Below are 26,860 nucleotides of genomic sequence, written 5' to 3'. Positions count from 1 at the left end.
AGGTTAGGGGAGGCTACATAAATGCGAGGAAGCTGCCGTGGAACGCGGTGACACGGGAATGCTGACGGCTCGGCCCGCCAACTCCCGGCCCGACGGGAGGGTGGACGGCGATATCGTCAGCCGGTTCGCCACGTGCTGCCGGGCGCTCGGCATCTCTATCTATGAACGGCAGCGTCCCGCCGACCTGGTGGCCGCGCGTTCGGGCTTCACCGCGCTGACCCGGATCGCTCACGAGCAGTGCGACGCGTGGACGGGGCTGGCCGCCGCCGGCGACCTGTCCCTCCGCGTACTCGACGCCGTGTGGCGCACCGCGAGCACTGCCGGGGTATTGCAGCGCGAAGTGGAACTGGCGCCCGGGGCATTGGGCTTCCGCTACGACACCGGCCTGTATTTGCAGTTCCGCGCGACGGACCCGGACGATTTCGCCCTCGCCTACGCGGCGGCCCTGGCCGACGCCGGGAAATTCGCCGACGCCGACAAGTTGGTTTCGGCCGTCACCGAGCGCCGCCCGAGCTGGCGTGAGGCCCGCTGGGTCTCGGTGGTGGTCAACTACCGCGCCGAACGATGGTCGGACGTCGTCAAGCTCTTGACGCCGATCGTCAACGACGCCGACCTCGACGACGCCTTCTCCCACGCGGCGAAGATCACCCTGGGCACCGCGCTGGCCCGGCTGGGCATGTTCGCGCCGGCCCTGTCGTATCTCGAGGAGCCCGAGGGGCCCGTCGCGGTGGCGGCTCTCGACGGCGCACTGGCCAAAGCGCTGGTGCTCCGGGCCCACGTCGACGAGGAGTCCGCGGCCGAAGTGCTGCAGGATCTGTACGCGGCGCACCCCGAGAACGAGCAAGTCGAACAAGCCTTGTCCGACACCAGTTTTGGGATCGTCACTACCACCGCGGCCCGGATCGAAGCCCGTACCGACCCATGGGACCCGGACACTGAGCCCAGTCCCGGCGATTTCGTCGACCCCGGGGCCCAGGAGCGCAAGCGCGTCCTGCTGCACGAGGCCGAACGCGAGCTCGACGAATTCATCGGCTTGGACAAGGTCAAGGACCAGGTGGCCCGGTTGAAGAGCGCGGTGGCCATGGAGCTGGTGCGCAAGCAGCGCGGGCTCGAGGTCGCGCAGCGCACCCACCATCTGGTTTTCACCGGGCCGCCGGGAACCGGTAAGACCACCATCGCCCGGGTGGTCGCCAAAATCTATTGCGGCCTAGGCCTTTTGAAGCGGGAAAACATCAAGGAAGTGCACCGCGCCGACCTCATCGGCCAGCACATCGGGGAGACCGAGGCCAAGACCAACGCGATCATCGACAGCGCCCTGGACGGAGTGCTGTTCCTCGACGAGGCTTACGCGCTGGTGGCCACCGGTGCCAAGAACGACTTCGGCCTGGTGGCCATCGATACCCTGCTGGCGCGGATGGAGAACGACCGGGACCGTCTGGTCGTCATCGTCGCCGGCTATCGTGCCGACCTGGATCGGTTCCTTGACACCAACCAGGGTCTGCGGTCGCGCTTCACCCGCAGCATCGACTTCCCGTCATACAAGCCGGCGGAGCTGATAGAGATCGCCAACTTCATGGCCGCCAAGCGCGACAGCGCGTTCGACCAGGCCGCGCTGCAGGATCTCGAGGCATTGTTCGCGCATCTGGCCGAGTCGTCGAAACCCGACGCGGCCGGCGTCGAACGGCGCGGCCTGGACATCGCGGGCAACGGCCGCTTCGTGCGCAACGTGGTCGAAAAGTCCGAAGAGGAACGCGAATTCCGGCTGGACCACTCCCAGCACGCCGAAACCGGCGAGTTCACCGATGAGGAGCTGATAACGATCACCGCCGAGGACGTGCGCAATTCGGTTGAGCCGCTGCTGCAGGGGCTCGGTCTGCAGGAGCCGGCATGACCAATCCGGAGCAACCAGAGGAGCGGCGGTCGTTCTCCTCGCGAACCCCGGTCAACGACAACCCCGATCAGGTCGTCTACCGCCGCGGTTTCGTCACCCGTCATCAGGTGACCGGCTGGCGTTTCGTGATGCGCCGCATCGCCTCCGGTATTGCCTTGCACGACACCAGGATGCTCGTCGACCCGCTGCGCACCCAGTCGCGCGCGGTGCTGATGGGCGTCCTGATTCTGGCCACCGGCCTGGCGGGCTGTTTCGTGTTCTCGTTGATCCGGCCCAACGGGCAGGTGGGCAATAACGCGGTCCTTGCGGATCGCTCCACCGCAGCGCTGTATGTGCGAGTCGGTGACGACCTGCACCCGGTGCTCAACCTGACGTCGGCCCGGCTGATCGTCGGCCATCCGGTGAACCCGACCACCGTGAAAAGCACTGAGCTGGACCGGTTTCCGCGGGGCAACCTGATCGGCATTCCCGGCGCCCCGGAACGCATGGTGCAGAACGCTTCGCACGACGCGAACTGGACCGTGTGCGACGCGGTCAGCGAGCCCGCCCAAGGCGGACACGCCGCCCACAGCACCGGCGTCACCGTGATGGCCGGCCCCCCTGACAGCCGGGGCGCTCGGGCGGCGACGCTCGAATCCGGGCAGGCGGTCCTCGTCGACTTCGCCAACGACAAGGGCAGCAGCACCTGGCTGCTGTGGGGCGGCCGGCGCAGCCAGATCGACCTGGCCAACCACGCGGTCACCAACGCCCTGGGCCTGGGAACCGCCGACCTGCCCGCGCCGCGGCCCATCGCCGCGGGGTTGTTCAATGCGATCCCCGAGGCTCCGTCCCTGACGGCGCCGGGCATCCCCAATGCCGGTGCGCCCGCGAACTTCGGCGTGCCCGCCCCGATCGGTGCCGTGGTGGTGTCGTACGCCCTGGAGCAGAGCCCATCGGGCGCGGCGCGGTACTACGCGGTATTGCCCGACGGCCTGCAGCCGATCTCGCCGGTGCTCGCCGCGATCCTGCGCAACACCAATTCCTATGGCCTGGACCAACCGCCGCGGCTCGGGGCCGACGAGGTGGCCAAGCTCCCGGTGTCGCGGATGCTGGACACCACGCGCTATCCCGACCGCCAGATCGCCCTCGTCGACGCTTCCAAAAACCCCGTCACGTGTGCGTACTGGAGCAAACCGGCCGGCGCTGCCACCAGTTCGCTGAGCCTGCTGTCCGGGTCGGCGCTGCCGGTGCCCGACGCGGTGCGCACCCTCGACCTGATCGGCGGCGGTTCGCCGGCGACGGCCACCCGGGTCGCGCTGGCGCCCGGGACCGGCTACTTCACGCAGACCGTGGGCGGCGGCCCGACGTCGCCGGGCACTGGTGCGTTGTTCTGGGTCTCCGATACCGGGGTGCGCTACGGCATCGACAACGAGGCCGACGCCGCGACCGGAGCCGCCGGACACGGCAAAACCGTTGAAGCCCTTGGCCTCAACGCGCCCGCCATTCCGATCCCCTGGTCGATGCTGTCGCTGTTCGCGAACGGCCCCACGCTATCGCGCGCCGACGCGCTGCTCGCCCACGACGGCTTGCCACCCGACAGCAGGCCCGGCCGGCCGGCTGCTGCTGAGCGGGGAGCCGAAGGAGAACCCCGATGAGCCGACTGATCTTCGAAGCCCGGCGCAGGCTGGCGCCGCCGAGCACCCGCAAGGGCAGCATCAGCATCGAGCCGCCGCCGGAGCTGCCCAGGGTGATCCCGCCGTCGCTGCTGCGGCGTGCGATGCCGGTCGTGATCGTGATGCTGATCGTCGGCATGGTCGTCGCGTTGTTCGCCACCGGGATGCGGGTGATCTCCCCGCAGACCCTGTTCTTCCCGTTCGTGTTGCTGCTGGCGGCCACCGCGATGTATCGCGGCACCGGCAACAAGAACCGCACCGAAGAGGTCGACGCCGAGCGGGCCGACTACCTGCGCTACCTGTCGGTGGTGCGGGACAACATCCGCACCCAGGCCGCCGAACAGCGCGCGGCTGCCCAGTGGTCGCATCCGGACCCCACCGCCCTGGCGACGGTGCCCGGATCGCGTCGTCAGTGGGAGCGGGACCCGCACGACGCCGACTTCCTGGTGGTGCGGGCGGGCCGGCACGAGGCGCCGCTCGCGACCGCGCTGCGAGTCAAGGACACCGCCGACGAGATCGATCTGGAACCGGTGTCGCACAGCGCTTTACGCAGCCTGCTCGACACCCAGCGCACCGTCCGCGACGTGCCGACCGGAATCGATCTGACGAAGGTCTCGCGGATCACCGTGCTGGGTGACGCCGACGAGCTGCGGGCGGCGTTGCGCGCGTGGATTGCTCAGGCCGTGACGTGGCACGACCCGACCGTGCTCGGGGTGGCGCTGGCGACCCGCGACCCGGAGGGCCGCGACTGGTCCTGGCTGAAGTGGTTGCCGCACGTCGACATTCCCGGTGAGCTCGACGGCGTCGGCCCCGCGCGCTACCTGTCGAGCAAACCCGACGAGCTGATTTCGCTGCTGGGGCCGGCCCTAGTCGATCGCCCCGCCTTCACCGGTGGGCCCGCAGATGCGTTGCGCCATCTGCTGATTGTCGTCGACGATCCCGACTTCGACGTGAACGCCTCCACGCTGGCCCTGGGCCGGGCGGGGGTCACCGTCGTGCACTGCTCGGACACCCCGCCACACCGCGAACAGTATTCGGATCCCGAAAAGCCGATCCTGCGCGTGGCGGGCGGAGCCATCGACCGCTGGCAGACCGGCGGCTGGCAGCGCTATGTCGACGCCGCCGATCAACTCAGCACGGACGAGGCCGCCCACTTGGCCCGTCAGTTGTCGCGGTGGGATTCCAACCCAACCCACACCGGGTTGCGCTCGGCGGCGACCCGCGGCGCCACCTTCAGCACGCTGCTCGGCATCCCGGACGCGTCGCAGCTGGACGTGCCGACGCTGTGGGCGCCGCGCCGCCGCGACGACGAGTTGCGCGTGCCGATCGGTGTCACCGCGACGGGTGAGCCGCTGTTCTTCGACCTCAAGGACGAGGCCGAGGGCGGCATGGGCCCGCACGGCCTGATGATCGGTATGACCGGCTCCGGGAAGTCGCAGACGCTGATGTCGATTCTGTTGTCGCTGTTGACAACTCACTCGGCCGACCGGCTGATCGTCATCTACGCCGACTTCAAGGGTGAGGCCGGCGCGGACAGTTTCCGCAACTTCCCGCAGGTCGTCGCGGTGATCTCGAACATGGCCGAGAAGAAGTCGCTGGCCGACCGCTTCGCCGACACGCTGCGGGGCGAGGTCGCCCGCCGCGAGTCACTGCTGCGCGAGGCCGGCCGCCAGGTTCAGGGCAGCGCATTCAACTCCGTGGTCGAGTACGAGAACGCCATCGCCGCCGGTCATGACTTGCCGCCGATCCCAACGCTGTTCGTGGTCGCCGACGAGTTCACCCTGATGCTCGCCGATCATCCGGAATACGCGGAGCTGTTCGACTACGTGGCGCGCAAGGGCCGCTCGTTCCGCATCCACATCCTGTTCGCGTCCCAGACGCTGGACGTGGGCAAGATCAAGGACATCGACAAGAACACCTCGTACCGAATCGGGTTGAAGGTGGCCAGTCCCAGCGTTTCTCGCCAGATCATCGGCGTGGAGGACGCCTACCACATCGAGTCGGGCAAGGAACACAAGGGCGTGGGCTTCCTGGTGCCCGCCCCCGGAGCGGCCCCGATCAAATTCCGCAGCACCTACGTCGACGGAATCTACGATCCGCCACAAACGGCCAAAGCGCTTGTGGTGCACTCCGTTCCCGAACCTAAGCTGTTCACCGCGGCGCGGGTGGAGCCGGATCAGACAACGGTGATCTCCGAGGCCGCGGACGAGGAGACGACCGGGCCGCCACGCAAGCTGATCGCGACGATCGGCGAACAGCTGGCACGCTACGGGCCGCGGGCGCCGCAGCTTTGGCTGCCGCCGCTCGACGAACCCATCCCGCTCACCGCGGCGCTGGCCCGGGCCGGGATACCGCAGCGGGAGTGGCGCTGGCCGCTCGGCGAGATCGACAAACCGTTCGAGATGCGCCGCGACCCATTGGTGTTCGACGCGACGTCGTCGGCCGGAAACATGGTGATCCACGGCGGAGCCAAGTCCGGCAAATCGACCGCGCTGCAAACGTTCATTATGTCGGCCGCCAGCCTGCACTCGCCGCGCGACGTCACGTTCTATTGCCTCGACTACGGCGGCGGACAGCTGCGGGCGCTGGAGGACCTGGCGCATGTCGGCAGCGTCGCGTCGGCGCTGGAACCCGAGCGCATCCGCCGCACCTTCGGCGAACTCGAGCAGCTGCTGCTGTCTCGGCAGCGGCGGGAGGCGTTTCGGGACAGGTACGGCTCGGCGCCCGACGACGGGTTCGGCGAGGTGTTCCTGGTCATCGACAACCTCTACGCGTTCGGCCGTGACAACACCGACCAGTTCAACACCCGGAATCCGTTGCTGGCCAAGGTAACCGAGTTGGTCAACGTCGGGCTGGCGTACGGGATCCACGTGATCATCACCACGCCGAGCTGGCTGGAGGTGCCGCTGGCGATGCGGGACGGCCTGGGTCTGCGCCTGGAGCTCAGGCTGCACGACGCGCGAGACAGCAACGTGCGGGTGGTTGGCGCGCTGCGCCGCCCGGCCGATGCGGTGCCGCACGACCAGCCGGGCCGCGGGCTGACGATGGCCGCGGAACATTTCCTGTTCGCGGCTCCCGAGCTGGACCAGGTCGCCGCGATCAACGCCCGCTACCCCGACATGGCCGCGCCGCCGGTGCGGTTGCTGCCCACCAACCTGACTCCCGAGGCGGTCGGGGCGCTCTACCGAGGCCCGGAGCGGGTGGTTATCGGCCAGCGCGAGGAGGACCTGGCACCGGTCGTCCTCGACTTCGCCGACAACCCGTTGCTCATGGTGTTCGGCGACAGCAAGTCTGGGAAGACCACGCTGCTGCGGCACATCATCCGCACCATCCGCGAGAACTCCACACCGGACCAGGTCGCATTCACCGTGCTGGACCGGCGGCTGCACCTGGTCGACGAACCGCTGTTCCCGGACAACGAATACACCGCCAACATCGACCGGATCATCCCCGCGATGCTGGGCCTGTCCCAGCTCATCGATTCGCGCCGCCCGCCCGCGGGACTGTCGCCGGCCGAGCTGGCGCGCTGGCGCTTCGAAGGCCACACCCACTACCTGATCATCGACGACGTCGACCAGGTGCCGGATGCCCCCGCGATGAGCGGTCCCTACCTCGGGCAGCGGCCGTGGACTCCGCTGATCGGGCAGCTCGCGCAGGCCGCGGATCTGGGGCTGCGGGTGATCGTCACGGCACGTGCCACCGGGTCGGGGCACGGGCTCATGACCAACCCGTTGCTGCGCCGTTTCAACGACTTGCAGGCGACCACGCTGATGCTCGCGGGTAACCCGCAGGACAGCGGCAAGATCCGGGGTCAGCGGTTTGCCCGGTTGCCCGCCGGGCGGGCAATCCTGTTGGGCGACAGCGACACTCCGGCCTATGTGCAGCTGGTCAACCCGCTGGTCGCCGAGTCCGTGATCGAGGGCGGCAGCGACGGCTTCGCCCACTGATGGTTAGTGAAACGAGAGGACAGGAGTAGCCATGACGTTGCAAGTGGTTCCTGAGGGGCTGGCGGCGGCGAGCGCGGCGGTGGAGGCGCTGACCGCGCGGCTGGCGGCCGCCCACGCCGCCGCCGCACCGGCGATCACCGCGGTGGTACCGCCGGCGGCGGATCCGGTGTCCCTGCAGACGGCCGCCGGGTTCAGCGCCCAGGGCCAGGAGCACGAGGCCGTCGCCGCCCAGGGTGTCGAGGAACTGGGCCGTGCCGGTGTCGGCGTCGGCCAAGCCGGGGCGAGTTATCTCGCGGGCGACGCCGCGGCGGCCGCTACGTACGGGGTTACGGGCGGCTGACAATGACCTCGCCCATCTGGATGGCTTCGCCGCCGGAAGTGCATTCGGCGCTGCTGAGCGCCGGTCCTGGACCGGGGCCGCTGCTGGCGGCCGCCGGCGCGTGGACCGCGCTCAGCGCCGAATACTCTTCGGCGGCAGCCGAACTCAGTGGGCTGGTGGGGGCGGTGCAGGCCGCCGCATGGCAGGGCCCGAGCGCGGAGCGGTATGTGTCCGCGCACGTGCCGTATCTGGCGTGGCTCGAGCAGGCCAGCGTCGACAGCGCGGGTGTGGCCGCGCAGCACGAGGTCGCGGCGGCCTCTTACGTCGCCGCTCTGGCGGCCATGCCGACACTGGCGGAGCTGGCCGCCAACCACATGATTCACGGCGTTTTGGTGGCGACGAATTTCTTTGGGATCAACACGATTCCGATCGCCCTCAACGAGGCGGACTACGTGCGGATGTGGAGTCAGGCCGCGACCGTGATGAGCACGTATCAGGCCGCCTCGGGACTGGCGATGGCGTCGGCGCCGCGAACCGCACCGGCGCCGAACGTGGTGAATCCCGGTGCCGGTGAAACCAACGACGCCGCGGTCACCGCCACGCAAGACGGCCCCTTTTCCTGGCTGACCAACCTGCTGCGGCAGCTGTTCAAATTCCTCCAAGATGTCGTTCAAGATTTCATCAACCTGCTGCAGAACTTCCTGACGAATCCGGCGGGGGCCCTGGGGGGCTTCCCATTCCTCTTCTTCGTCGCCTACGAGGTGATCACCAACCTGCTTGGCTGGCCGACGTGGGCCATGATCCTGAGCGCCCCGTTCGTGCTGCCGCTGGCGATCGGCATCGGCTATTTCCTGTTGATGGGTCCCGAGCTCGCGCCGGTCGCCGCGGGCGTCGGTGGTGCGCCGGCAGTCGTGGCGCCCAAGGGTTCCTCGGTGTTGCCGGCGGCGGCTATGGCATCGCCGATAGCGAGTCCCGCTGGGGCACCGGCATCCACGGCCGCCGCGAGTTCCGCTGCAGCGGGCGCGCCGGCGCCGGTAGCGGCGACCGGAAGCTTCGCCTACATCGTCGGTGGCGGCGGTGATCCCGAAACCGGGCTCGGACCAACGCTGGGTGGCCGTGGTGGCGTCAAGGCGCCGGCGGCGACCGTCCCGGCAGCGGCCGCCGCGGTGCCCAGCCGCGCCGAGGCACGGGCGCGGCGGCGCCGGCGGGCGGCCATGCGCGAGTACGGCGACGAATACGCGGACATGGATTCAGACATCGGCGTCCCTCCCGATTACGGAGACGACGAGCGGCTCGCCGCCGCAATCGCCTCCGGGAACGGCGCCGGACGGATGGGGTTTGCCGGGACCGCGCGCAAGGACGAGGCGCTGCAGGCGGCGGGGCTGGCCAAGCTGGCCGGCGACGAGTTCGGCGGCGGCCCTCGGATGCCGATGGTGCCCGGAACCTGGGAACACGACGCCCCGAGCGAACCCAACGGGGAAGGGGGCCGACATAGTTCACGAGACGGCTAGCAGGAGTCAGTAACCGAAATCCGAAGGGAGAGAAATCACTATGAGTCTTCTGGATGCTCATATTCCTCAGTTGGTGGCCGCGCAATCGGCGTTCGGCGCCAAGACGGCGTTGATGCGCAGCACAATCGGCCAGGCCGAGCAGGAGGCGCTGTCGGCGCAGGCGTTCCACCAAGGCGAGGCCTCGGCCGCGTTCCAGGCCGCCCACGCCCGCTTCGTGGAAGTCGCGGCCCGCGTCAACACCTTGCTCGACATCGCCCAGGCTAACCTCGGCGACGCCGCGGGCACCTACGTGGCCACCGACGCCGCGGCGGCCTCCAGCTACACCGGGTTCTGATCCCACCGACCAACACGAAAGGACTTGTGATGTCGCAGATTATGTACAACTACCCGGCAATGCTGGCCCACGCCGGCGACATGTCGGGCTACGCCGGCACGTTGCAGGGGCTGGGCGCCGATATCGCCACCGAACAGGCCGCGCTGCAGAACGCGTGGCAGGGCGACACCGGGCTGACCTACCAGGCTTGGCAGGCACAGTGGAACCAGGCCATGGAAGACCTCGTGCGCGCCTACCAGGCGATGTCCACCACGCACGAATCCAACACCATGGCCATGCTGGCTCGCGACACCGCCGAAGCCGCCAAATGGGGCGGTTAGTTCCGACTAGATGAGCGTCGAACCCAACGCCGTCGAGTTGACGGTCGATCACGCGTGGTTCATCGCCGAAAGCATTGGGGCGGGGAGCTTCCCGTGGGTGCTGGCGATCACCACGCCGTATCGTGATGCCGCGCAACGCGACGCGTTCCTCGAACGTCAAAGGGCCGACCTGACCCGCATGGGTCTGGTGACCGATGACGGCTCCAAGACCGGCATCGTCAACCCGGCGGTGGCGGACTGGATCAGGGCGGTGTGCTTCCCGGACCGGTGGCTGGACCTGCGCTATATCGGCCCCGGTGCGGCCACAGGCACCGGCGAGCTGCTGCGCGGCGTCGTCGCGCAGCGCGCCGGCGCAGGCTCGAAAACCATCGTCGCGTTGCGCACCGCGCAGTTGATCACGTTTACCGCAATGGACATCGACGATCCCCGGGCACTGGTCCCGGTCCTCGGCGTCGGGCTGGCGGGGCGGCCGCCGGCCCGCTTCGAGGAGTTCAGCATGCCGGCGCGCGTGGGAGCCCGGGCCGACGAGCGGCTGCGGTCCGGCGCGCCGCTGGCCGAAGTCCTTGACTACCTTGGCATCCCGGGCTCGGCACGACGCATGGTGGAGTCGGTGTTCGCCGGTCCACGCAGCTATGTCGAGATCGTCGCCGGCTGCCGCCGCGACGGGCAGCACGCCACCACCGACGTCGGAATGAGCATCGTCGACACCGCCGAGGGCCGGGTTCTGGTCAGCCCGTCGCGCGCGTTCGACGGCGAGTGGGTTTCGACCTTCAGCCCGGGAACGCCCTTTGCCATCGCCTGCGCGGTCGAACAGCTGACCGCCCAGCTGCCGGACGGCCAGTGGTTCCCCGGCCAGCGGCTGTCCCGAGACTTTTCCGCCCAGTACTCATAGCAGCAACTAGATAGAAAGAGAGCACGATGTCCCAGGAACGGCCCCAGTATTCGAGGGTCCAGTGACGTCCGGCACCGTCATGCCCATCGTCCGCGTGGCCATCCTCGCGGACAGTAGGTTGACGGAGATGGCCCTGCCCGCGGAGTTGCCGCTGCGCGAAATCCTGCCAGCGGTACAGCGTTTGGTGGTTCCCGCGGCGACTGACGACGAGTCCGAGGAGGCCGGCGACATCCAGGCCGGTTCCCAGCTGAGCCTCGCCCCGGTGGGTGGGGCGCCGTTCAGCCTGGACGCCAGCCTCGACACCGTCGGGGTCGTCGACGGAGATCTGCTGGCGTTGCAGCCGGTGCCCGTCGGGCCGGCCGCGCCGGGGATCGTCGAGGACATCGCGGACGCCGCCATGATCTTCTCGGCCTCGCGGCTAAAGCCTTGGGGCACAGCGCACATCCAGCGTGGCGCGCTGGCCGCGGTGATCACCGTGGCCTTGCTGGCGACCGGCCTGGGAGTCGCTTACCGGCTTGCGACCGGCGCGCTGGGCGGGCTGATCGCGGTCAGTGTGATCGCGGCCCTCACCGCGCTGGCCGGGTTGCTGGTCAGGCCCCGGGGGACGGGGACGGCGCTCTCGATCACGGCGCTGGCGCCGATCGGCGCGGCGCTGGCGTTAGCGGTGCCCGGGAAATTCGGAGCGGCACAACTGATGCTGGTCGCGGCCGGCGTCACGGCGTGGTCGCTGATCGCCCTCGTGGTTCCGAGCGCCGAGCGCGAGCGGATCGTCGGTTTCTTCACCGCCACCGCGGTGGTCGGGGCCGGGGTGCTGCTGGCGTCCGGTGCCGAATTGATTTGGCGCTTACCGATATTGACCATCGGCTGCGGCCTGATCGTCGCGGCCCTGCTGGTCACCATCAAGGCGGCTCAGCTGTCCGCGGTGTGGGCGCGCTTCCCGCTGCCGGTCATCCCGGCGCCGGGCGACCCAACCCCGTCGGCCCCGTCCCTGCGGGTGCTCGAGGACTTCCCGCGCCGCGTCCGCATAGGCGACGCCCATCAGAGCGGTTTCATAGCCGCCGCGGTGCTGCTCAGCGTCCTGGGATCGGTGGCGATCGCCCTGCGCCCGGAGGCATTGAGCGGCGTGGGCTGGTACGTGGTGGCCGCGACGGCGGCCGCATCGGTCCTGCGTGCCCGAGTGTGGGATTCGGCCGCGTGCAAGGCCTGGCTGCTCGCCCAGCCGTATCTGGCGGCCGGCGTCCTCGTCGTGTTCTACGCCGCGACGGGACGCTACGGCGCCGCGCTGGGCGCGGTGCTCGTGCTCACCGCGCTCATGCTCGTGTGGGTGGTCGTCGCGCTGAACCCGGGCATCGCGTCGCCGGAAAGCTATTCGCTGCCGGCGCGCCGGCTGCTGGGCTTCCTCGCGGCCGGTCTCGATGGTTCGCTGATCCCGGTCATGGCGTACCTGGTGGGTGTGTTCGGCTGGGTGCTCAATCGATGATCCGATCCGGATTAGCCTGCGCCACAACGGCTCTGGCCGTTGCGGTGTGGGCCGCTGCGCCCGCGTTCGCGGTGAGTCCGCCGGCGGTCGACCCCGGCGTGGCGCCGCCCGGCGGCACGCCGGGACCCGGGGAGCCGATGGAGCAGCGCGGCCCGTGCAGCACCTCCGGTGTCATCCCCGGCACCGATCCCGGCGTGGTGACGCGCAGCCAGGCAATGCTGAATCTGCCTGCGGCCTGGCAGTTTTCCCGCGGCGAAGGGCAGCTGGTCGCGGTCATCGACACCGGGGTGCGCCGCGGCCCGCGGCTGCCCAACGTCGACCCCGGCGGTGACTATGTGGAGACGACCGACGGCCTGACCGATTGCGACGGGCACGGCACCCTGGTCGCCGGCCTGATCGCCGGCCAGCCCGTCGCCGAAGACGGCTTTTCGGGGGTCGCCCCCGCGGCGCGGGTGCTGTCGCTGCGCGCGATGTCCGCCAAGTTCTCACCGAGGACTGCGGGCGGGGATCCGATGCTGGCGCGCGCCGCCGTCGACGTCGCGACGCTTTCGCGCGCGATCGTGCATGCGGCCGACCTCGGCGCGAAGGTGATCAACATCTCGACCGTGACCTGCCTGCCCGCCGACCGGCCCGTCGACCAGGCCGCGCTGGGCGCGGCGATCCGCTACGCCGCCGTGGACAAGGACGCGGTGATCGTGGCCGCCGCGGGCAACACCGGGGCGACCGGATCGGTGGGCGGCGGAACGTCCTGCGAATCGAACCCGCTTACCGACCTGGGCCGTCCCGGTGATCCGCGGAACTGGGCCGGCGTCGCGTCGGTTTCCATCCCGTCGTGGTGGCAGCCGTATGTGCTGTCAGCGGCGTCGCTGACACCGGATGGCCAGGCGTCGAAATTCACGATGGCCGGACCGTGGGTGGGTATCGCGGCACCGGGCGAAAACATCGCGTCGGTGAGCAACCGGGACGGCGGCGGCCTCGCCAACGGCCTGCCCGACGACCACCAGCAGCAGATCGCGCTGAGCGGCACCAGCTATGCGACCGCTTATGTGGCGGGCGTCGCGGCGCTGGTTCGTAGCAAGTACCCGGATCTGACGGCCTCCCAGGCAATCCACCGCATCACCGCGACCGCGCACAACGGTGCGCGCGCGCCGTCGAACGTCGTGGGCGCCGGCAGCGTCGACGCGGTGGCGGCCCTGACCTGGGAGCTGCCCGCCGGCAACGGGCCCGGCGCGGCGGCGGCGAAGCCGGTGGCCGTACCGCCGGCACCTGCGCCGAGAGACAACACACCACGGACCGTCGCGTTCGTCGGCACCGCCGCGCTGGCTTTGCTCGTCGCGGCCGTCGCCGGCATCGCCGCGATCGTCCGACGAAAGGAGACCACCCCGTGAGTGCGCTACCTACTCCAGGAAGGGGCCGAATCACCTTGGCGGCGTTGGCCGTTGTGCCCGCGGTGCTGGCCTACCCCTGGCACTCCACCCGCGACTACTGGCTGCTCGGTGTCGCCGTGTTCGCGGTGCTCGTGCTGTTCAGCTGGTCGCGTGGACTGTACTTGACCACCCTCGTGGGCCGCCGCCTGGCGATCATCGGGCGCCGGAGCGGGGTCGTGCCGCGGTCCGGCCCGCCCACCAAGACCACTGCGCTACTGCGCATCGGAGCCCCGGTCGGCGATTCGGATGTGCTGCCGCTGCCGGTGATCGCCGGGTATCTGGACCGCTACGGCATTCGTGCCGACAAGATCCGAATCACCAGCCGCGGCAACGAATCCGACGTGTCACGCCGGGAGACGTGGATCGGGCTCACGGTATCGGCCGCCGACAACCTGACGGCGCTGCAGGCCCGCTCGGCGCGGATCCCGTTGCAGGAGACGGCCGAGGTCGCGGTGCGCCGGCTCGCAGATCATCTTCGTGAGCTCGGCTGGGAGGCGGGCACGGTCGGGCCCGACGACGTGCCGCGGCTGCTCACCCCGAATGTCCGGGAGACGTGGCGTGGTGTGCAGCGCGGTGGCTCGGATCACATTGCGGCATACCAAGTCAGCGTCGACGACGGGTTGGCGGACACCTTGGACGCGATCCGGTCCTATCCGGCGCGCGAGACGTGCACGGCGCTGGAGATCGCCGCCTCCGGGCCGGGAAACCGGACCACGATCGCGGCCGCATGTGCATTCCTCACCGAGGCCCCGCCGAGAAGCGGTGCACCGGTGGACGGATTGACGCCGCAACGCGGAAACCACCAGCCGGCATTGGCGGCGCTGGATTTGTTGTCCACGCAACGCCTCGACGGGCACACGGATGCGCCCGCCGACCTGCTGACGCGGTTGCGCTGGCCCAGCGCCGCGGCCGGGAAGCACCGGGAACCGCGGACCGAGGCCGTCAGTCGAACATGAAGTCGTGCAGGAAACTGGTCATCCGCCGCAGATAATCGAGCTGACTGATGTGCAGCACGTGACTGCCCGGAAACCAGTGCAGCGCACAGTGATCCCAATGGTGCCACAGCATCACGGCCTGGTCCGGCGGGGCCATCCGGTCACCCAGGCCGGTGATGATCATCCGGCGGTCGACCAGCGGCCGGTAGTTCAAGGGGCAGTGATAGGACAGCCCGGCGTTTAACTCCGCGCGGCTGATGTGGGACAGCCGCAGGCCGAGCCCGACGAGTTTGTTGGCGGGGAACCATTGATCGAACATCGTCGCGGGAGTGACGACGGGACAGTTGGGAATGACGGCCTCGAGCCGGTCGTCGACGGAGGCCACGAGCGCCGACGTGTAACCGCCCAGCGAGATTCCGGTCAGCGCGATGCGCTCGACGCCGGTGTGGCGCAAATAGTCCACGATGGACCGAAAGTCGTGCACGGCCTGGGCCATCGCCTCCGCGAAGCCGCTGAGGCCGCCGGCGAAATAGCCGAATCCGCTGAACGGCGAGAACCTCTCGGCCCGCCGGCCGTGAAACGGCAGCGTGTACATCAGGACGTCGTAGCCGGACCGGTAATACCAAGGGAGGGAGAAGAATCGCCCGTTGGCCAGATACGACGAGCCCATGAAACCGTGGATGACGCACAGCGTCGGGCGCGGTCCGTCGTCGTGGCGCCAATGCTGCGCACGCACGATGTTGTTGGACCCCCACGCGCTCCATTGCCGGCGCATGGCCGGATTGATCGCCGTGAAACTGCTGGGGAACGCGATGTTGTCCACGGTGCCGCGGGCAATCCACTCCGCGAGCCGACTGGCGGGCCGCGACGACACCCGCGGCAGATCGGTGGGCGCCGGAAACGAAACCACCGGATCGTGCTCGGCCGCCAGCTCGGCGTAGAAGTTCAGGTTGTCGCGTTCGGTGGACGCGGCCTGGCGCACCGAGGTGGCGAGAACCACCGGTGCAACCGTGGTCGCCAACACCGACGAGACCCAGGTGCGCAGCGCGAGATCCCCGACAGCGGATGCCTCGACGACCATCCGATCGCGAGACGACAACGCGGAGCGCGGCGGCAATCCCTCGGCGCCGGGCGGGACGTCGGCGCCGGGAGCGTCGGGAAGGGGGATGGGCGTGGGATCGAACGTCACGAACGCCGATGCTAGCCCGCCGGGCTGCGGCGTTTGGCCGTTTCGAATCGGCTCTGTGGAATGGGGCCCACTCGGGCGGCGCCGGGAGCGCATACGGTAATACGGTTTTGTCTATCAGCGGACTAGCGACGGTATCGATCAGGAGGACCGCCATGTGGGATCCCGACGTCTACCTGGCATTTGCCGACCATCGCAGCCGCCCGTTCTACGACTTGCTTTCGCGGGTAGGTGCCGAGCGCGCGCGCCGCGTCGTCGACCTCGGTTGCGGCCCCGGCCACCTGACCAAGTACCTGTCCAAGCGTTGGCCCGGTGCGGTGATCGAGGCGATGGACAGTTCACCGGAGATGGTCGCGGCCGCCCGGGAGCGCGGCATCGACGCCACCACCGGTGACTTGCGGGACTGGAAGCCCAAGCCCGACACCGACGTGGTGATCAGCAACGCGGCGCTGCACTGGGTGCCCGAACACGCCGACCTGCTGCTGCGCTGGACCGGCGAACTGGTGCCGGGATCCTGGATCGGCGCCCAGATCCCCGCCAACTTCGACACGCCGTCGCATGCCGCGGTGCGGGCGGTGGCTCGCCGTGAGCACTACGCAAAAACCATGCGCGACATACCATTTCGTGTTGGTGCGGTGGTCCAGTCACCGACGCACTACGCCAATCTTCTGATGGACGCCGGATGCCGGGTGGATGTCTGGGAGACCACGTATCTGCACCAGCTGACCGGTGAACACCCGGTGCTGGAATGGATCACCGGCACCGCGCTGGTACCGGTCCGCGAGCGCCTCGACGACGAGGGCTGGGAGGAATTTCGCCAGGAACTCATCCCGTTGCTCGACGATGCCTATCCGGCCCGGTCCGACGGGACGACGATCTTCCCGTTCCGGCGGGTGTTCATCGTCGCCCAGGTCGGCGGCTCGCAACCCTCAGGTGGGTAGCCCCAACGTCGGCGCCTCTTCCCGATAACGGTCGACCCACTCGTCGGAGCGCTGGTTGGCCTGCCGTTCCAGCATCGGCGGGGGAGCCAGCTTCGGATCCTGCCCGAGCGCGACGAGAATGTCGGCGACGATCGACGTCAGGTTGCGCCACAGCACCGGGTAGGAGATGTCGATCGGTTCGATGGATTCCTCGTCGAACCAAGCGCGCCAGCTGGTTTCCTGGCCGCGGAGGTTCCTGACGATGTGCGCAATGGCGCCGGCGTGATAGTCGGCCCGCGAGTCGCGCTCGGCGTCCGGCTGGCCGCGCCACACCTGGGTCTGCACGGCGCGCCAGAACGACACCGCCTGCGACACCACGTCCGGTCGATAGACATGCACGTACACGGGCTCGCTGCCGATCACGTCGCGGATCGCCGCGCCCAGGGTGTCACCCGAGCGGTCCGGCAGTTTCGCCGCGCGCTCGAGCAGCAGCGGCGTCTGGTTCCACATCAGCTTGCCGCCCCAGATGCCGTTGGGCGTACGGCCGGAACTACGGATGTGCTCGCGCCACGCCTCCGGCGTCGCGGGGTCCGGGGTGCCGGGAACCAGGGGATCGAGCAGCCGCAAGATCGACTCGTCCTCGACGTCGGCGAACCACTGCCGGGGCTGGGGCGCCATGCCGGTGGACGGCAGGTATTGGAAGAACTCTTGCGGTTCCCCGGCGCATCCGGTCGCGCGAAGCGATTCCACCAGCAGTGTGCTGCCGCTGCGCTGTGTGGCGAGGACCAGATAGGACGTCGCGGCCATCGGATTAGCCTACCGCGCAACTCATTGCGGCAGAATCGCCGCGAATTAGCTTCACGCTGAACGCAACTATTGCTCGGGCGGCACTGCCTGTTCCTCCACACCGCGGTCGACGGCGATCGCCGAGCGGCTGGTGGGTGCCCTGTGGTGGATCCGCAGATAGGTCTCGGTATAGCGCTGCGCTATGCGGGTGCCGGCGAAGTCCGACGGAATGACGTCCCCGGTTCGCTGGCGCCAATCATGTAGGCGCACAGCCAGATCGGCCGCGATCACCTCCATCCCGGTGCCGCCGCCGGTCAGCAGGTTGACCGTCTCGGTGGGGTCCGCGCGCAGATCGTAGAGTTCGCGCTGTGGCCGCGGCGCCTTGACGAAGGGTGCGACGGCGATGCCGGACGGGCTTTCCTCGATGTCCCACGGCAGGTCCAGCACCGGCCGCGGCACGTAGTTCTCGATGTAGCTGTATTCCTTTGTGCGGATTGCGCGGATCGGGTCGAAGGAGTCGTGATAGGTCTTCATCGTGTAGACGTGGTCGCGCACCGGGTCGGCGTGGTTGTCCGGTGTAAGCAGGGCGTGCGCGTGCGAAACGCCGTCGACTTCGGCCGGGATCTCGAGGCCCAACAGGTCCAGCAGGGTGGGGACCAGGTCCACGCCGCTGAACAGCTCGTCGTAGACCCGGGCCGCGATGTTCCGGTTGGTGGGCGGGCGGATCATCATGGCGATGCCCGTTCCGGCGTCGTACAGCGTGGATTTCGCGCGCGGGAACGCGGCGCCGTGATCGGTCAGGAACACCACCCAGGTGTTGGCGTCCAGTCCGGTCTCGGCCAGCGTGTCCAGGAGCTCGCCCACCGCGGCGTCCGCGGTGGCGATGGATCCGTAAAAATCCGCGAGATCCTGGCGCACCTCCGGGGTGTCCGGCAGGTAGTCGGGCAGCTCGACGGCTGCGCGATCGGCCGGCTCATAGCGATCGCGCGGGAAGGGTCGGTGGGTTTCGAAGAACCCGGCCGTCAACAGGAACGGTTGCTCGGACAGCACCGGCGCGCCCTGGTGCAGCCAGTCCCGGACCCTGTCCACCACGTATTCGCAGTAGGAGTTCGACACGTCGAATTCGTCGAAGCCGAGGCGTTTGGGATACGACGTCTCGTGCTGCATACCGAAAAGCGCTGAGTACCAACCCGATCCGGACAATATCTGGGGAAGGGTGCGGACTCCGCTGCGGTATTCCCAGCCGTGGTGGGCCAGGCCGACGAGCCCGTTGCTCTGTGGGTAGCGCCCGGTGAACAGCGATCCCCGAGACGGGGAGCACAGCGGTGCGGTGGCGTGGGCACGGGTGAACAGGATGCCCTCGGCGGCAAGTTTGTCCAGGCACGGACTGGACACATCCGGGTTGCCGTAGGCACCGAGGTGGCGTCCGAGGTCGTGCCAATGCACGATCAGGACGTTCTCGCCCGTCGTTTCCGTCACATCGTCACCGCGCCGTTGTCCCGCGCCGGCTGGCCCCAGTGGTTTTCGGAGACGAACTCCGACAGCGGCCGCCCGACGGTCCAGCCGTCGAGTTCCAACGCCGGGCGGTCGGGGAATTCGGGCACGGGCCCCAGGCACAGGATGGCCACCGGTTCGGCGTCGTCGGGCATCCCCAGCAGGTCCGCCAACCGGCGCGGCTCGAACAGGGAGACCCAGCCCATGCCGAGACCTTCCGACCGGGCCGCCAGCCACAGGTTCTGGATCGCGCAGGACACTGACGCGAGATCCATCTGCGGCAGCGTCCGCCGGCCGAAGACGTGCCGAGTGCGGTCGTCACCCAGCGCCACCACGAAAAGCTCGGCGCAGTCCAGGATGCCCTCGACCTTGAGCGCCAGAAATTCCTCGGCCCGCTCTCCCAGGGCCTCGGCGGTGCGCGGGCGCTCCTCGTCGACGAGTGCGTGAATGCGCCTCCGCAGCAGGTCATCGGTGATCCGGATGAAGCGCCACGGCTGCATGAGGCCGACACTAGGCGCGGCGTGCGCCGCCTGCAGCAAACGCACCAGCACGTCGTCGGGTACCACGGCGCCCCGCACGAACCGGCGCATGTCGCGTCGCTCGGAGATCACCCGGTACACGGCACGGCGCTCCTGCGGATTGAATGCGTGATCACTCACACGGCCATCGTAAGAATCGCCGCGGAGGAAAATGCTTCAGAGCGGTCCGTCACGAAGGGAGTGTCGCGTGAAGCTTTCCGGTAATTTCCCCGCATTCGAGCAGTTGCCCACCGACGGCAGCGTCGCAGGTAGCTACGGCCAGCCGTACCAGACGGCCGACGGCGCCACCGTGATCCCGGTTTCCAAACCGGTCGGCGTCTTCGTGATCCGCGGCGGTGAGGCGCGCTGGGTGGCGGCCGTGGATGGCAACCGGGTCGCGCTGATCGGCGTGCTGACCGGCCTGCTGGCGGCGGTGATCGGCAGCTTGGCGGTGCTCCGCCAGCCGCCCTGGCCCCGGATCACGCTCACGGACTATAAGTGACGCCGACGGCCCGAATGACGTATTCGGGCGGCACGTCGAAGGCCAGCGACCGCAGCGGCAGCATGTCGAGCACGTCGTCCGGGATGGTCGCCTTGTAGTGCAGCTCGAGTTCGCCGCTGAACTTCGGGTCGACCTCGGCGACGTCGAGGTTGACCTCCAGTCCGGTCGCCGAAATCTCTGCCTTCGCCGCGCCCGTCTGGGGAACGTCCCAGCGCACATCGACGGTCGGACCGGCCAGCTTCGGCAGCATCGACAACGTCGCGAGCACCCGCTCCGACGTGAACACCAGCGAGCCCGAGTAGCTGGCCACGCTGTGCGGCAACCGCGCGCCCGGTATGACGCCGCTGAACCGCCGGGTCACCGCGACGTAGTCGGCGAGATAGAGAAGGCCCTCCGCTTCGACCTGGGCGTGCAGGTCGTCGGGCAGCTTGCCGATGCCGAACAATCTCCGGACAAAGACCGCCATGACGCCAGTATGACTCGGTATGCCTGAGACGGCTTGGCTGCTGGGGCCATGCTCGGCGTCGGTTGATCACGCCACGGTGACACAACCGGGCCCAAAACTTAACTTGACCTGGGGTTGTCGTCACCTGACCATTGACTCCATGCGCCGACTGCTGGGTTTGCTGTGCGCCGCGGCGTGCGTGATGTGTGCGTACGTGTTGTTTGCGCCGGTAAGCGGCGCGGCCACCCCCTGGTTCGCCAACTCGGTTGGCAATGCCACACAAGTGGTTTCGGTGGTGAGCACCGGCGGTTCGAACGCGACGATGGACATCTGGCAGCGCACCGGCGCCGGCTGGCAGGACCTGCGGAGCGGCATTCCCACCCACGTCGGCTCGGCGGGCATGGCGCCGCAGGCCAAGAGCGGGGTTCCGGCCACCCCGATGGGCGTCTACTCCCTCGACTCCGCTTTCGGCACCGCGCCGAATCCCGGCACCGGTCTGCCGTACACGCAGGTCGGGCCGAACCACTGGTGGAGCGGCGACGACCACAGCCCCACGTTCAACTCCATGCAGGTCTGCCAGAAGTCGCAGTGCCCGTTCAACACGGCCGACAGCGAGAACCTGGAAATCCCGCAGTACAAGCACGCGGTCGTGATGGGCGTCAACAAGAACAAGGTTCCCGGCGGGGGCGCGGCGTTCTTCTTCCACACCACCGACGGTGCCCCCACCGAGGGCTGCGTCGCGATCGACGACGCGCAGCTGGTGTCGATCATGAAGTGGCTGCAGCCCGGCGCGGTGATCGCGATTACGAAATAGCCCTTGGTCCCGAGTGTGAAAGATACGACGGGATCTCGGCGTGTCGCGTCGTGACATTCACGGTCGCGGCCTGATTCCGGGGCGTTAGGCCAGCGCGCGACCGGGCTTGATCTTAAAGTCCATGCCCGCCAACGACATCGTCGCGTCGTAGGTTCTGTCGTAACCGGTTCCGCTGATCTTCCAACCGGCGTCGGTGCGCCGGTAGGTGTCGCGGTAGAACGCGGCGCCGATCAGCATGAAGTTGAGGTCGGCGACGATGACCCGGTCCTGCAGATACCAGCTGCCCGTTGCGGTGTCGCCGTCCACGGTGATGTCCGGATGGGTCACCCGATGCTCGGTGATGACGTTGCCCGGCAGCGACGTACGCATGTACTCGACCAGGTCGGCGCGGTTGGTGAAGTGCAGTTCGTTGCCGATCGACGGGCCGTAGTCGGCCGTGATGTCCTCGGCCAGCGTGTCGGCGAAGTCGTCCCAGTGCTTGGTGTCCAACGCGCGCAGGTAGCGGTATTTGACTTGCTTGATGGCTTCGATGTCCGCGAAGTCTTGAGGGGTCATGACCGTCATTGCAGCACACGGGTGACCATGTCGATCAGGGCGCGTCGTTCCAGGCTCCAATCGATGGGCGTCCCGGCGATCATCTGCGCCAGCACCACGCCCCGCAGCGCGGCCCAAATCACCTCGGCCACACCGGCATTCGCGGGATCCTCGGTGATCAGCCGGCCAAGCTGGCCGATCGCCGAGTTCATCTCGAGCAGATGGCGCCGCGAGGATTCGCCCGCGCCGCCGCGCGTCACCCGCAGAATTTCGAAGGCCGCCATCGAGGTCGGGCTGCTGTAGCAGCTCCACGCGGTGTCGACGACGACTTCGATGCGCTCGCGCAGCGGCAGCTCGCTGACGTCCGCCGACGACAGGCTCTCGATGAGTCTGTCCACTCCGTCGTCGACGACGGCCATCAACAGCCCGTGGCGGTCGCCGAAGTGGTATTGGATGACCCCCCACGTCACGCCCGCGCGTTCGGCCACGTGCTTGGCGGTGGCGGCGGCGAAGCCCTCCTCCACGATGCAGCGGACCGTCTCGTCGATGATCTTGGCGCGGGTATCGTCGCCGCGCTTGCGCGGCGCGGTGGTGCGCCGGGTGGGACCGACCGTGCGCCCGGGTGTCTGGCCTGCGGCAATGGACATTGTTGACTGTATAACATAGTCGAGTCTATTTTTGGGCGATGAGCGGATCCCGATACGCGCAGTTGTCGCGCGAGCAGCTGACCGTCCTGGTTCCCGAGCTGCTGCTGATCGGGCACATGATTGACCGTTCCGGGATGGCCTGGTGCATCAATGCGTTCGGCCGCGAGGAGATGGTGCAGATCGCCATCGAGGAGTGGGCGGGCGCCAGCCCCATCTACACCAAGCGCATGCAGCGGGCGCTGAACTACGAGGGCGACGACGTGCCCACCATCTTCAAGGGCCTGCAGCTCGACATCGGCGCGCCGCCGCAATTCATGGATTTCCGCTACACCGTCCACGACCGCTGGCACGGCGAATTTCAACTCGACCACTGCGGCGCCCTGCTCGACGTGGAGCCGATGGGCGAGGAATACGTGTTCGGGATGTGCCACACCATCGAGGACCCGACGTTCGACGCCACCGCGGTGGCGACCAACCCCCGCGCGCAGATGCGCCCCATCCACCGGCCGCCGCGGGTTCCCGCGGACCGGCATCCGCATTGCGCGTGGACGGTGATCATCGACGAGTCCTATCCCGAGGCACAGAGCATTCCGGCGCTGGACATCGTCCGTCAAACCCGCGCTGCGACATGGGAACTCGACGCCATCGATCGATCCGACGAGGGACAGTCGGACTACTCCGGTCCGCTGCTCTCCGACTTCGACTTCGCCGCGTTCTCCCACTCGGCGCTGGTCCGGATGGCCGACGAGATCTGCCTGCAGATGCACCTGCTGTACCTGTCGTTCGCGGTCGCGGTGCGGGCACGCGCCGCCGATGACGCCGAAGCCGTCTCCATCGGCACCCGCGGCCTGATCGGCCTGGCCGGGCTGGCCGCGGAGCGGATTCATCGCGCACTCGGCTTACCGAACGGGATCGACGGGGCGATGCGGGTTCTCGAGCTGCACCCGCTGCTGAACCCCGCCGGCTATGTCGTGGCGGAGACCGAGGCCAACCGCCTAGTCGTGCACGCCTCGCCGGCACACGCCGACGGCGCGTGGATATCGCTGTGCTCGCCCGAATCCGTGCAGCCGCTGCAAGCGATCGCGACCGCCGTGAATCCGCGGCTCGCCGTTGAGGTTTGCGGCACCGATACCGACTGGACCGCGGAACTGATCGAAACCGACACGCCCGCAGCCGAACTGCCAGAGGTATCGGTGGCGAAAGTCAGCCGCGGATCGTCATTCGAGTTCGAGCCGAGGCGTTCGCTGCCGCTGACCGTGGTGTGACGTCCTGCCCCTTGTCAAGGGGTTTTCGGTACCGCTTCGGTGTCACAACCGCATCGACCGGATACCAATGGCATTGCAAGCCATCTGCTTTGAGCGTGTCCACGACTATGGTTAACGCTGGCCACCGACCCCTATAGACGAAAGTTTTCGATCTATGTACGACCCGCTCGGGTTGTCGATCGGGACCACAAACCTGGTCGCCGCCAGTAACGGAAGCCCACCGGTTGCACGCCGCGCCGTGCTCACTCTGTATCCGCACTGCGCGCCGAAAATCGGCCTGCTCGACGACAATCTGCCGTTGAGTGAACAAGGCGTGCTCATGCGCGGCTTCGTGGAGCGCGTTGGTGATTCGGTGCCGCTCATCTCCACCGACGGGTCCGCTCACGACCCAGACCTGCTGATGGTCGAGGCCCTGGATGCGATGGTGCTCGCCGCCGGCGCGGACGCGGCCTCCTCGGAGATCTCCATTGCCGTTCCGGCGTACTGGAAGCCGTCGACGGTGCAGGCGCTGCGCGACGGGCTACGAACGCATCTGGGCTTCGTCCGCAGCGGAGTGGCGCCCCGGCTGGTCTCGGACACGATCGCGTCGTTGACGGCCGCGAACGCCGAGCTGTGTCTCGCGGCGACCGGCGTGGTCGGGCTGCTCGATTTCGGTGGCTCGGGCACGTCCGCGACGTTGGTCAGCATCGCCGGCGATTTCGAGCCGGTCAGCCCCACACTGCGTTACGCGGAGTTCTCCGGCGACGAGATCGACCAAGCGCTGCTGCTTCGGGTCTTCGAGGAACTCGGACACGGCAGCGGTATCGACCCGGCCAGCACGGCGGCTGTCGGGCAGCTCGGCCTGCTCAGCGAGCAATGCCGCGTGGCCAAGGAGCGGCTATCCACCGACACGGTGACCGAATTCGCCGCCGAGCTCGGCGGCCGCCGATGCAGCATGACGCTCACGCGCGACGAGCTGGGCGACCTGATACAGGATCGCCTGAGCGGTTTCATCTATGCGTTCGACGACATGCTGGCCCGGCAGGGCAAGAGCTGGACGGACCTCGCGGCGGTGGTCACCGTCGGTGGCGGCGCCAGCATTCCGCTTGTCACCGAGCGCCTTTCGGTACATTCCCGCCGACCGGTCGTCACACCGTCGCAGCCGGCGCTCGCCGCTGCCGTCGGCGCTTTGATGCTGGCTTCCCGCGGTGAAGAACGGGACCTCCGCACGCGCACATCCATCGGCCTGCTCACCACGGCTGCCGGCGGCGACGTCACCGAACTCGCGGCCGGCGACGTGCTCGTGATCGATCACGACGCGATGACGGATCGCGAATTAGCCTGGTCTCAAACGGAATATCCCGGCGATGTGCGGTTGCCGTATACACCGGCCGCCTACGACGAGGACGGCCCGTCCGGCTGGTCGATGCGTCTCAACGTGATCGAACCGCCTCCAGAACCAACCTGGCGGCGATTCCGGCTGTCCCAGTTGATCATTGGGCTGTCCGCCCTGGTGGCCATGACCGCGGTCGGCGGCGTGGCCTACTCGCTCACGGGCATCGAACACCGGCAGGCGCCGCCCGCGCCCAGCGTCGCTCCGGCGCCGCCGGTCGTCAGCCCCCTGGTGCCGAGGCCGCTTCCCCCGCCGCCCACCGAGGTGCCACCACCGCCCAGCGCGCAACCGGTGCCCACCACCGTGCCGCCGCCGCCACCGCAGCCACCGTCGCCGCCGCCGCCGCCGGTGGTCGTGACCACGCAGCCCCCGGTCGTCACCACGCATCGTCCGGCGCCGCCGCCGCCGCCGCCGACGCAGCCGCCGACCACCACGGCCATGACCACGACGCCGCCGCCTACGACGACGACCACGACCGCGCCTCCGACGTCGACCGAGCCGACGACCACGACCACGACCACGACGGTGCCGATGACCACCCAGTGGATCCACGTTCCGCTGCTACCGGTGCCCATCCCGGTGCCGGTTCCGGCGAATCAGGCGCCGCAGACCCCGCAGGCCCCGCAATACCCCCAATACCCGCAGCAGTACCCGGACTATTCGGGTGGCGGTGGCGCCCAGAACCCGTACCTGAGCCCCGGTTACTAGCAAGGATCTTTGAACCGAGTCACTCCAGCGGCGCGCCCGGCAGCACGCGCGTAGCGTTGAAGAAGCCCCGATTCGGGCCAGGGGCTGTCTTTTGAATGCCCTCTTGAAGATGCCGTCGTGCCGATGCGTCGTCGAGAGGCAGCGGAGGACTTGGAGGCTCAATTTGGAGATCGTTCTCGGGGTGTCGATGGCTCCCACGACGGTCCGCATGATCCTCATCGAGGGGCAGGCCTGCGACGGCGTAACCGTCGACGAGGACGCCTTCGACGTGATTGCGGGACCGGACTCGGCGGCCTCCGGGGTGGCCGACCAGGTGATCGGCGCCATCGTCGGCACTCGCGAAGGCGCCGCCGAGGGCGGCTATCGGCTGACATCGACAGGGGTGACCTGGACGGACCCCGCCGAGGTCGCGGGGCTGCGCGATGCGCTCGCGCGCTGCGACGTCGGCGGCGTCATGCTGGTCTCCCCGCTGCTCGCCGCGGCTGCCTTGGCGCAGACGGTGGGTTCTTCGATCGACTACGAGCGCATCGCGCTGCTGTTCGTCGAGCACGACAGCGCGACGCTGGCCGTTGTCGAGATCGGCGACGGCTCGATCGTCGAGCTGCACCGACGGGCCGTGCCGGGAACGGGGGAACCCGGCCGCCGGCACGCCGTCGCGGCCGAGCTGGCGGCGATGGTCGCCGGCCTGGACACAACGGACCCGCGAGCGAACGGCGTTTTCATCGTCGGCTGTGGGGTCGACATTGTCGGAATCAAGACCGTGCTCGACGCGGAAACTGCGCTGGACGTGATAGCGCCGGAAGAGCCGGACATGGCGCTGGCCCGCGGCGCGGCATTGGCATCCGCGAACGCGCCGTTGTTCGCGTCGTCGACGGCCGCCCTGGCTTACGCGCTGGATCCGGGCACCGGAGAGCTGAATCCCGGCGCGCTCGCCCCGACCTATCTCGACGTCAGCGGCAAC

General features: G+C 68.6%; 22 protein-coding genes and 2 pseudogenes. 17 read left to right on the top strand and 7 right to left on the bottom strand.

Translation table 11 applies throughout. The features are described from left to right. The first annotated feature begins 37 nt into the window (after positions 1-37). The 11 genes from eccA (at position 38) to eccE (ending at position 14,729) form a co-directional block, all read left to right on the top strand. The gene (gene eccA / locus A5745_RS11025; RefSeq protein WP_076116050.1) at positions 38-1,891 is read left to right on the top strand and encodes a type VII secretion AAA-ATPase EccA; all 1,854 of its coding nucleotides are present in this window, start codon (positions 38-40) and stop codon (positions 1,889-1,891) included. Then, the gene (gene eccB / locus A5745_RS11020) at positions 1,888-3,525 is read left to right on the top strand and encodes a type VII secretion protein EccB (RefSeq protein WP_076116049.1); all 1,638 of its coding nucleotides are present in this window, start codon (positions 1,888-1,890) and stop codon (positions 3,523-3,525) included. Before eccA ends, eccB begins: the two co-directional genes overlap by 4 nt. After that, a complete protein-coding gene (eccCa, locus tag A5745_RS11015; protein ID WP_076116048.1) occupies positions 3,522-7,490 on the top strand; it encodes a type VII secretion protein EccCa in 3,969 nt (1,322 codons plus the stop codon). Before eccB ends, eccCa begins: the two co-directional genes overlap by 4 nt. Positions 7,491-7,521: 31 nt before the next feature. After that, the gene (locus A5745_RS11010) at positions 7,522-7,830 is read left to right on the top strand and encodes a PE family protein (RefSeq protein WP_076058332.1); all 309 of its coding nucleotides are present in this window, start codon (positions 7,522-7,524) and stop codon (positions 7,828-7,830) included. 2 nt (positions 7,831-7,832) lie between these two features. Next, complete coding sequence (locus tag A5745_RS11005; RefSeq protein WP_076116047.1) at positions 7,833-9,320, top strand: PPE family protein; 1,488 nt, start codon at positions 7,833-7,835, stop codon at positions 9,318-9,320. A gap of 40 nt (positions 9,321-9,360) precedes the next feature. Next, positions 9,361-9,654 (top strand): WXG100 family type VII secretion target, encoded by a 294-nt coding sequence (locus A5745_RS11000; protein WP_076058335.1) that lies wholly within the window; start codon positions 9,361-9,363, stop codon positions 9,652-9,654. Between the two features lie 29 nt (positions 9,655-9,683). Then, positions 9,684-9,974: a WXG100 family type VII secretion target gene (locus A5745_RS10995; protein ID WP_076116046.1), complete on the top strand. Its 291-nt coding sequence runs from the start codon at positions 9,684-9,686 to the stop codon at positions 9,972-9,974. A 10-nt stretch (positions 9,975-9,984) separates the two neighbouring features. Then, on the top strand, positions 9,985-10,866 hold the full coding sequence (locus A5745_RS10990) for an ESX secretion-associated protein EspG (RefSeq protein ID WP_076116045.1): 882 nt from the start codon (positions 9,985-9,987) through the stop codon (positions 10,864-10,866). Positions 10,867-10,945: 79 nt separating this feature from the next. Further along, complete coding sequence (eccD, locus tag A5745_RS10985) at positions 10,946-12,346, top strand: type VII secretion integral membrane protein EccD (protein WP_139329552.1); 1,401 nt, start codon at positions 10,946-10,948, stop codon at positions 12,344-12,346. Further along, positions 12,343-13,734, top strand: coding sequence for a type VII secretion-associated serine protease mycosin (mycP, locus tag A5745_RS10980; protein WP_076116043.1), 1,392 nt, complete (start codon positions 12,343-12,345; stop codon positions 13,732-13,734). The genes eccD and mycP overlap by 4 nt, the downstream gene beginning before the upstream one ends. After that, positions 13,731-14,729: a type VII secretion protein EccE gene (gene eccE, locus A5745_RS10975; protein WP_076116042.1), complete on the top strand. Its 999-nt coding sequence runs from the start codon at positions 13,731-13,733 to the stop codon at positions 14,727-14,729. The genes mycP and eccE overlap by 4 nt, the downstream gene beginning before the upstream one ends. Here eccE and A5745_RS10970 read toward each other — a convergent pair. After that, positions 14,716-15,897: a S9 family peptidase gene (locus tag A5745_RS10970; RefSeq protein ID WP_076116041.1), complete on the bottom strand. Its 1,182-nt coding sequence runs from the start codon at positions 15,895-15,897 to the stop codon at positions 14,716-14,718. The two genes, eccE and A5745_RS10970, sit on opposite strands and share 14 nt — an antisense overlap. Before the next feature lie 152 nt (positions 15,898-16,049). Here A5745_RS10970 and A5745_RS10965 point away from each other — a divergent pair, with 152 nt between their 5' ends. Further along, positions 16,050-16,835: a trans-aconitate 2-methyltransferase gene (locus tag A5745_RS10965; RefSeq protein ID WP_076116040.1), complete on the top strand. Its 786-nt coding sequence runs from the start codon at positions 16,050-16,052 to the stop codon at positions 16,833-16,835. Here A5745_RS10965 and A5745_RS10960 read toward each other — a convergent pair. The 3 genes from A5745_RS10960 to bluB all read right to left on the bottom strand — a co-directional run bounded on the left by A5745_RS10960 (position 16,824) and on the right by bluB (position 19,753). Continuing rightward, a complete protein-coding gene (locus A5745_RS10960) occupies positions 16,824-17,621 on the bottom strand; it encodes a Stf0 family sulfotransferase (protein ID WP_076058349.1) in 798 nt (265 codons plus the stop codon). The genes A5745_RS10965 and A5745_RS10960 overlap by 12 nt on opposite strands. Positions 17,622-17,687: 66 nt before the next feature. Next, on the bottom strand, positions 17,688-19,079 hold the full coding sequence (locus tag A5745_RS10955; RefSeq protein WP_076058350.1) for a sulfatase: 1,392 nt from the start codon (positions 19,077-19,079) through the stop codon (positions 17,688-17,690). Next, a complete protein-coding gene (gene bluB / locus A5745_RS10950; protein ID WP_076058352.1) occupies positions 19,076-19,753 on the bottom strand; it encodes a 5,6-dimethylbenzimidazole synthase in 678 nt (225 codons plus the stop codon). Before bluB ends, A5745_RS10955 begins: the two co-directional genes overlap by 4 nt. A 67-nt stretch (positions 19,754-19,820) precedes the next feature. On the opposite strand from bluB, the gene A5745_RS10945 reads away from it, so the two are divergent. Next, a complete protein-coding gene (locus A5745_RS10945; protein ID WP_371336904.1) occupies positions 19,821-20,114 on the top strand; it encodes a hypothetical protein in 294 nt (97 codons plus the stop codon). Here A5745_RS10945 and A5745_RS10940 read toward each other — a convergent pair. Next, positions 20,098-20,580, bottom strand: a complete 483-nt coding sequence (locus tag A5745_RS10940; RefSeq protein WP_076058354.1) for a hypothetical protein — start codon at positions 20,578-20,580, stop codon at positions 20,098-20,100. The genes A5745_RS10945 and A5745_RS10940 overlap by 17 nt on opposite strands. A 139-nt stretch (positions 20,581-20,719) precedes the next feature. Between A5745_RS10940 and A5745_RS10935 the strand changes: the two genes are divergently transcribed. Continuing rightward, positions 20,720-21,373, top strand: coding sequence for a L,D-transpeptidase (locus A5745_RS10935; protein WP_076058355.1), 654 nt, complete (start codon positions 20,720-20,722; stop codon positions 21,371-21,373). Between the two features lie 84 nt (positions 21,374-21,457). On the opposite strand, the pseudogene A5745_RS10930 reads toward A5745_RS10935, so the two are convergent. After that, positions 21,458-21,947: pseudogene (locus tag A5745_RS10930) on the bottom strand (nuclear transport factor 2 family protein). Next, the gene (locus A5745_RS10925; protein WP_076058357.1) at positions 21,934-22,554 is read right to left on the bottom strand and encodes a TetR/AcrR family transcriptional regulator; all 621 of its coding nucleotides are present in this window, start codon (positions 22,552-22,554) and stop codon (positions 21,934-21,936) included. Before A5745_RS10925 ends, A5745_RS10930 begins: the two are co-directional and overlap by 14 nt. A 38-nt stretch (positions 22,555-22,592) precedes the next feature. Here A5745_RS10925 and A5745_RS10920 point away from each other — a divergent pair, with 38 nt between their 5' ends. The 3 genes and pseudogenes from A5745_RS10920 to A5745_RS10910 form a co-directional block, all read left to right on the top strand. Continuing rightward, complete coding sequence (locus A5745_RS10920) at positions 22,593-23,819, top strand: hypothetical protein (protein WP_076058359.1); 1,227 nt, start codon at positions 22,593-22,595, stop codon at positions 23,817-23,819. Positions 23,820-23,973: 154 nt separating this feature from the next. Next, on the top strand, positions 23,974-25,899 hold the full coding sequence (locus A5745_RS10915; RefSeq protein WP_076116039.1) for an Hsp70 family protein: 1,926 nt from the start codon (positions 23,974-23,976) through the stop codon (positions 25,897-25,899). Positions 25,900-26,062: 163 nt separating this feature from the next. Then, positions 26,063-26,860 (top strand): annotated as a pseudogene (locus tag A5745_RS10910) (hypothetical protein); the annotation flags it as partial.

Source organism: Mycobacterium sp. IS-2888 (assembly GCF_001954215.1).
In the GTDB taxonomy this organism is placed as follows: Bacteria; Actinomycetota; Actinomycetes; order Mycobacteriales; family Mycobacteriaceae; genus Mycobacterium.
This window is presented reverse-complemented; position numbering and strand designations above follow the sequence as displayed.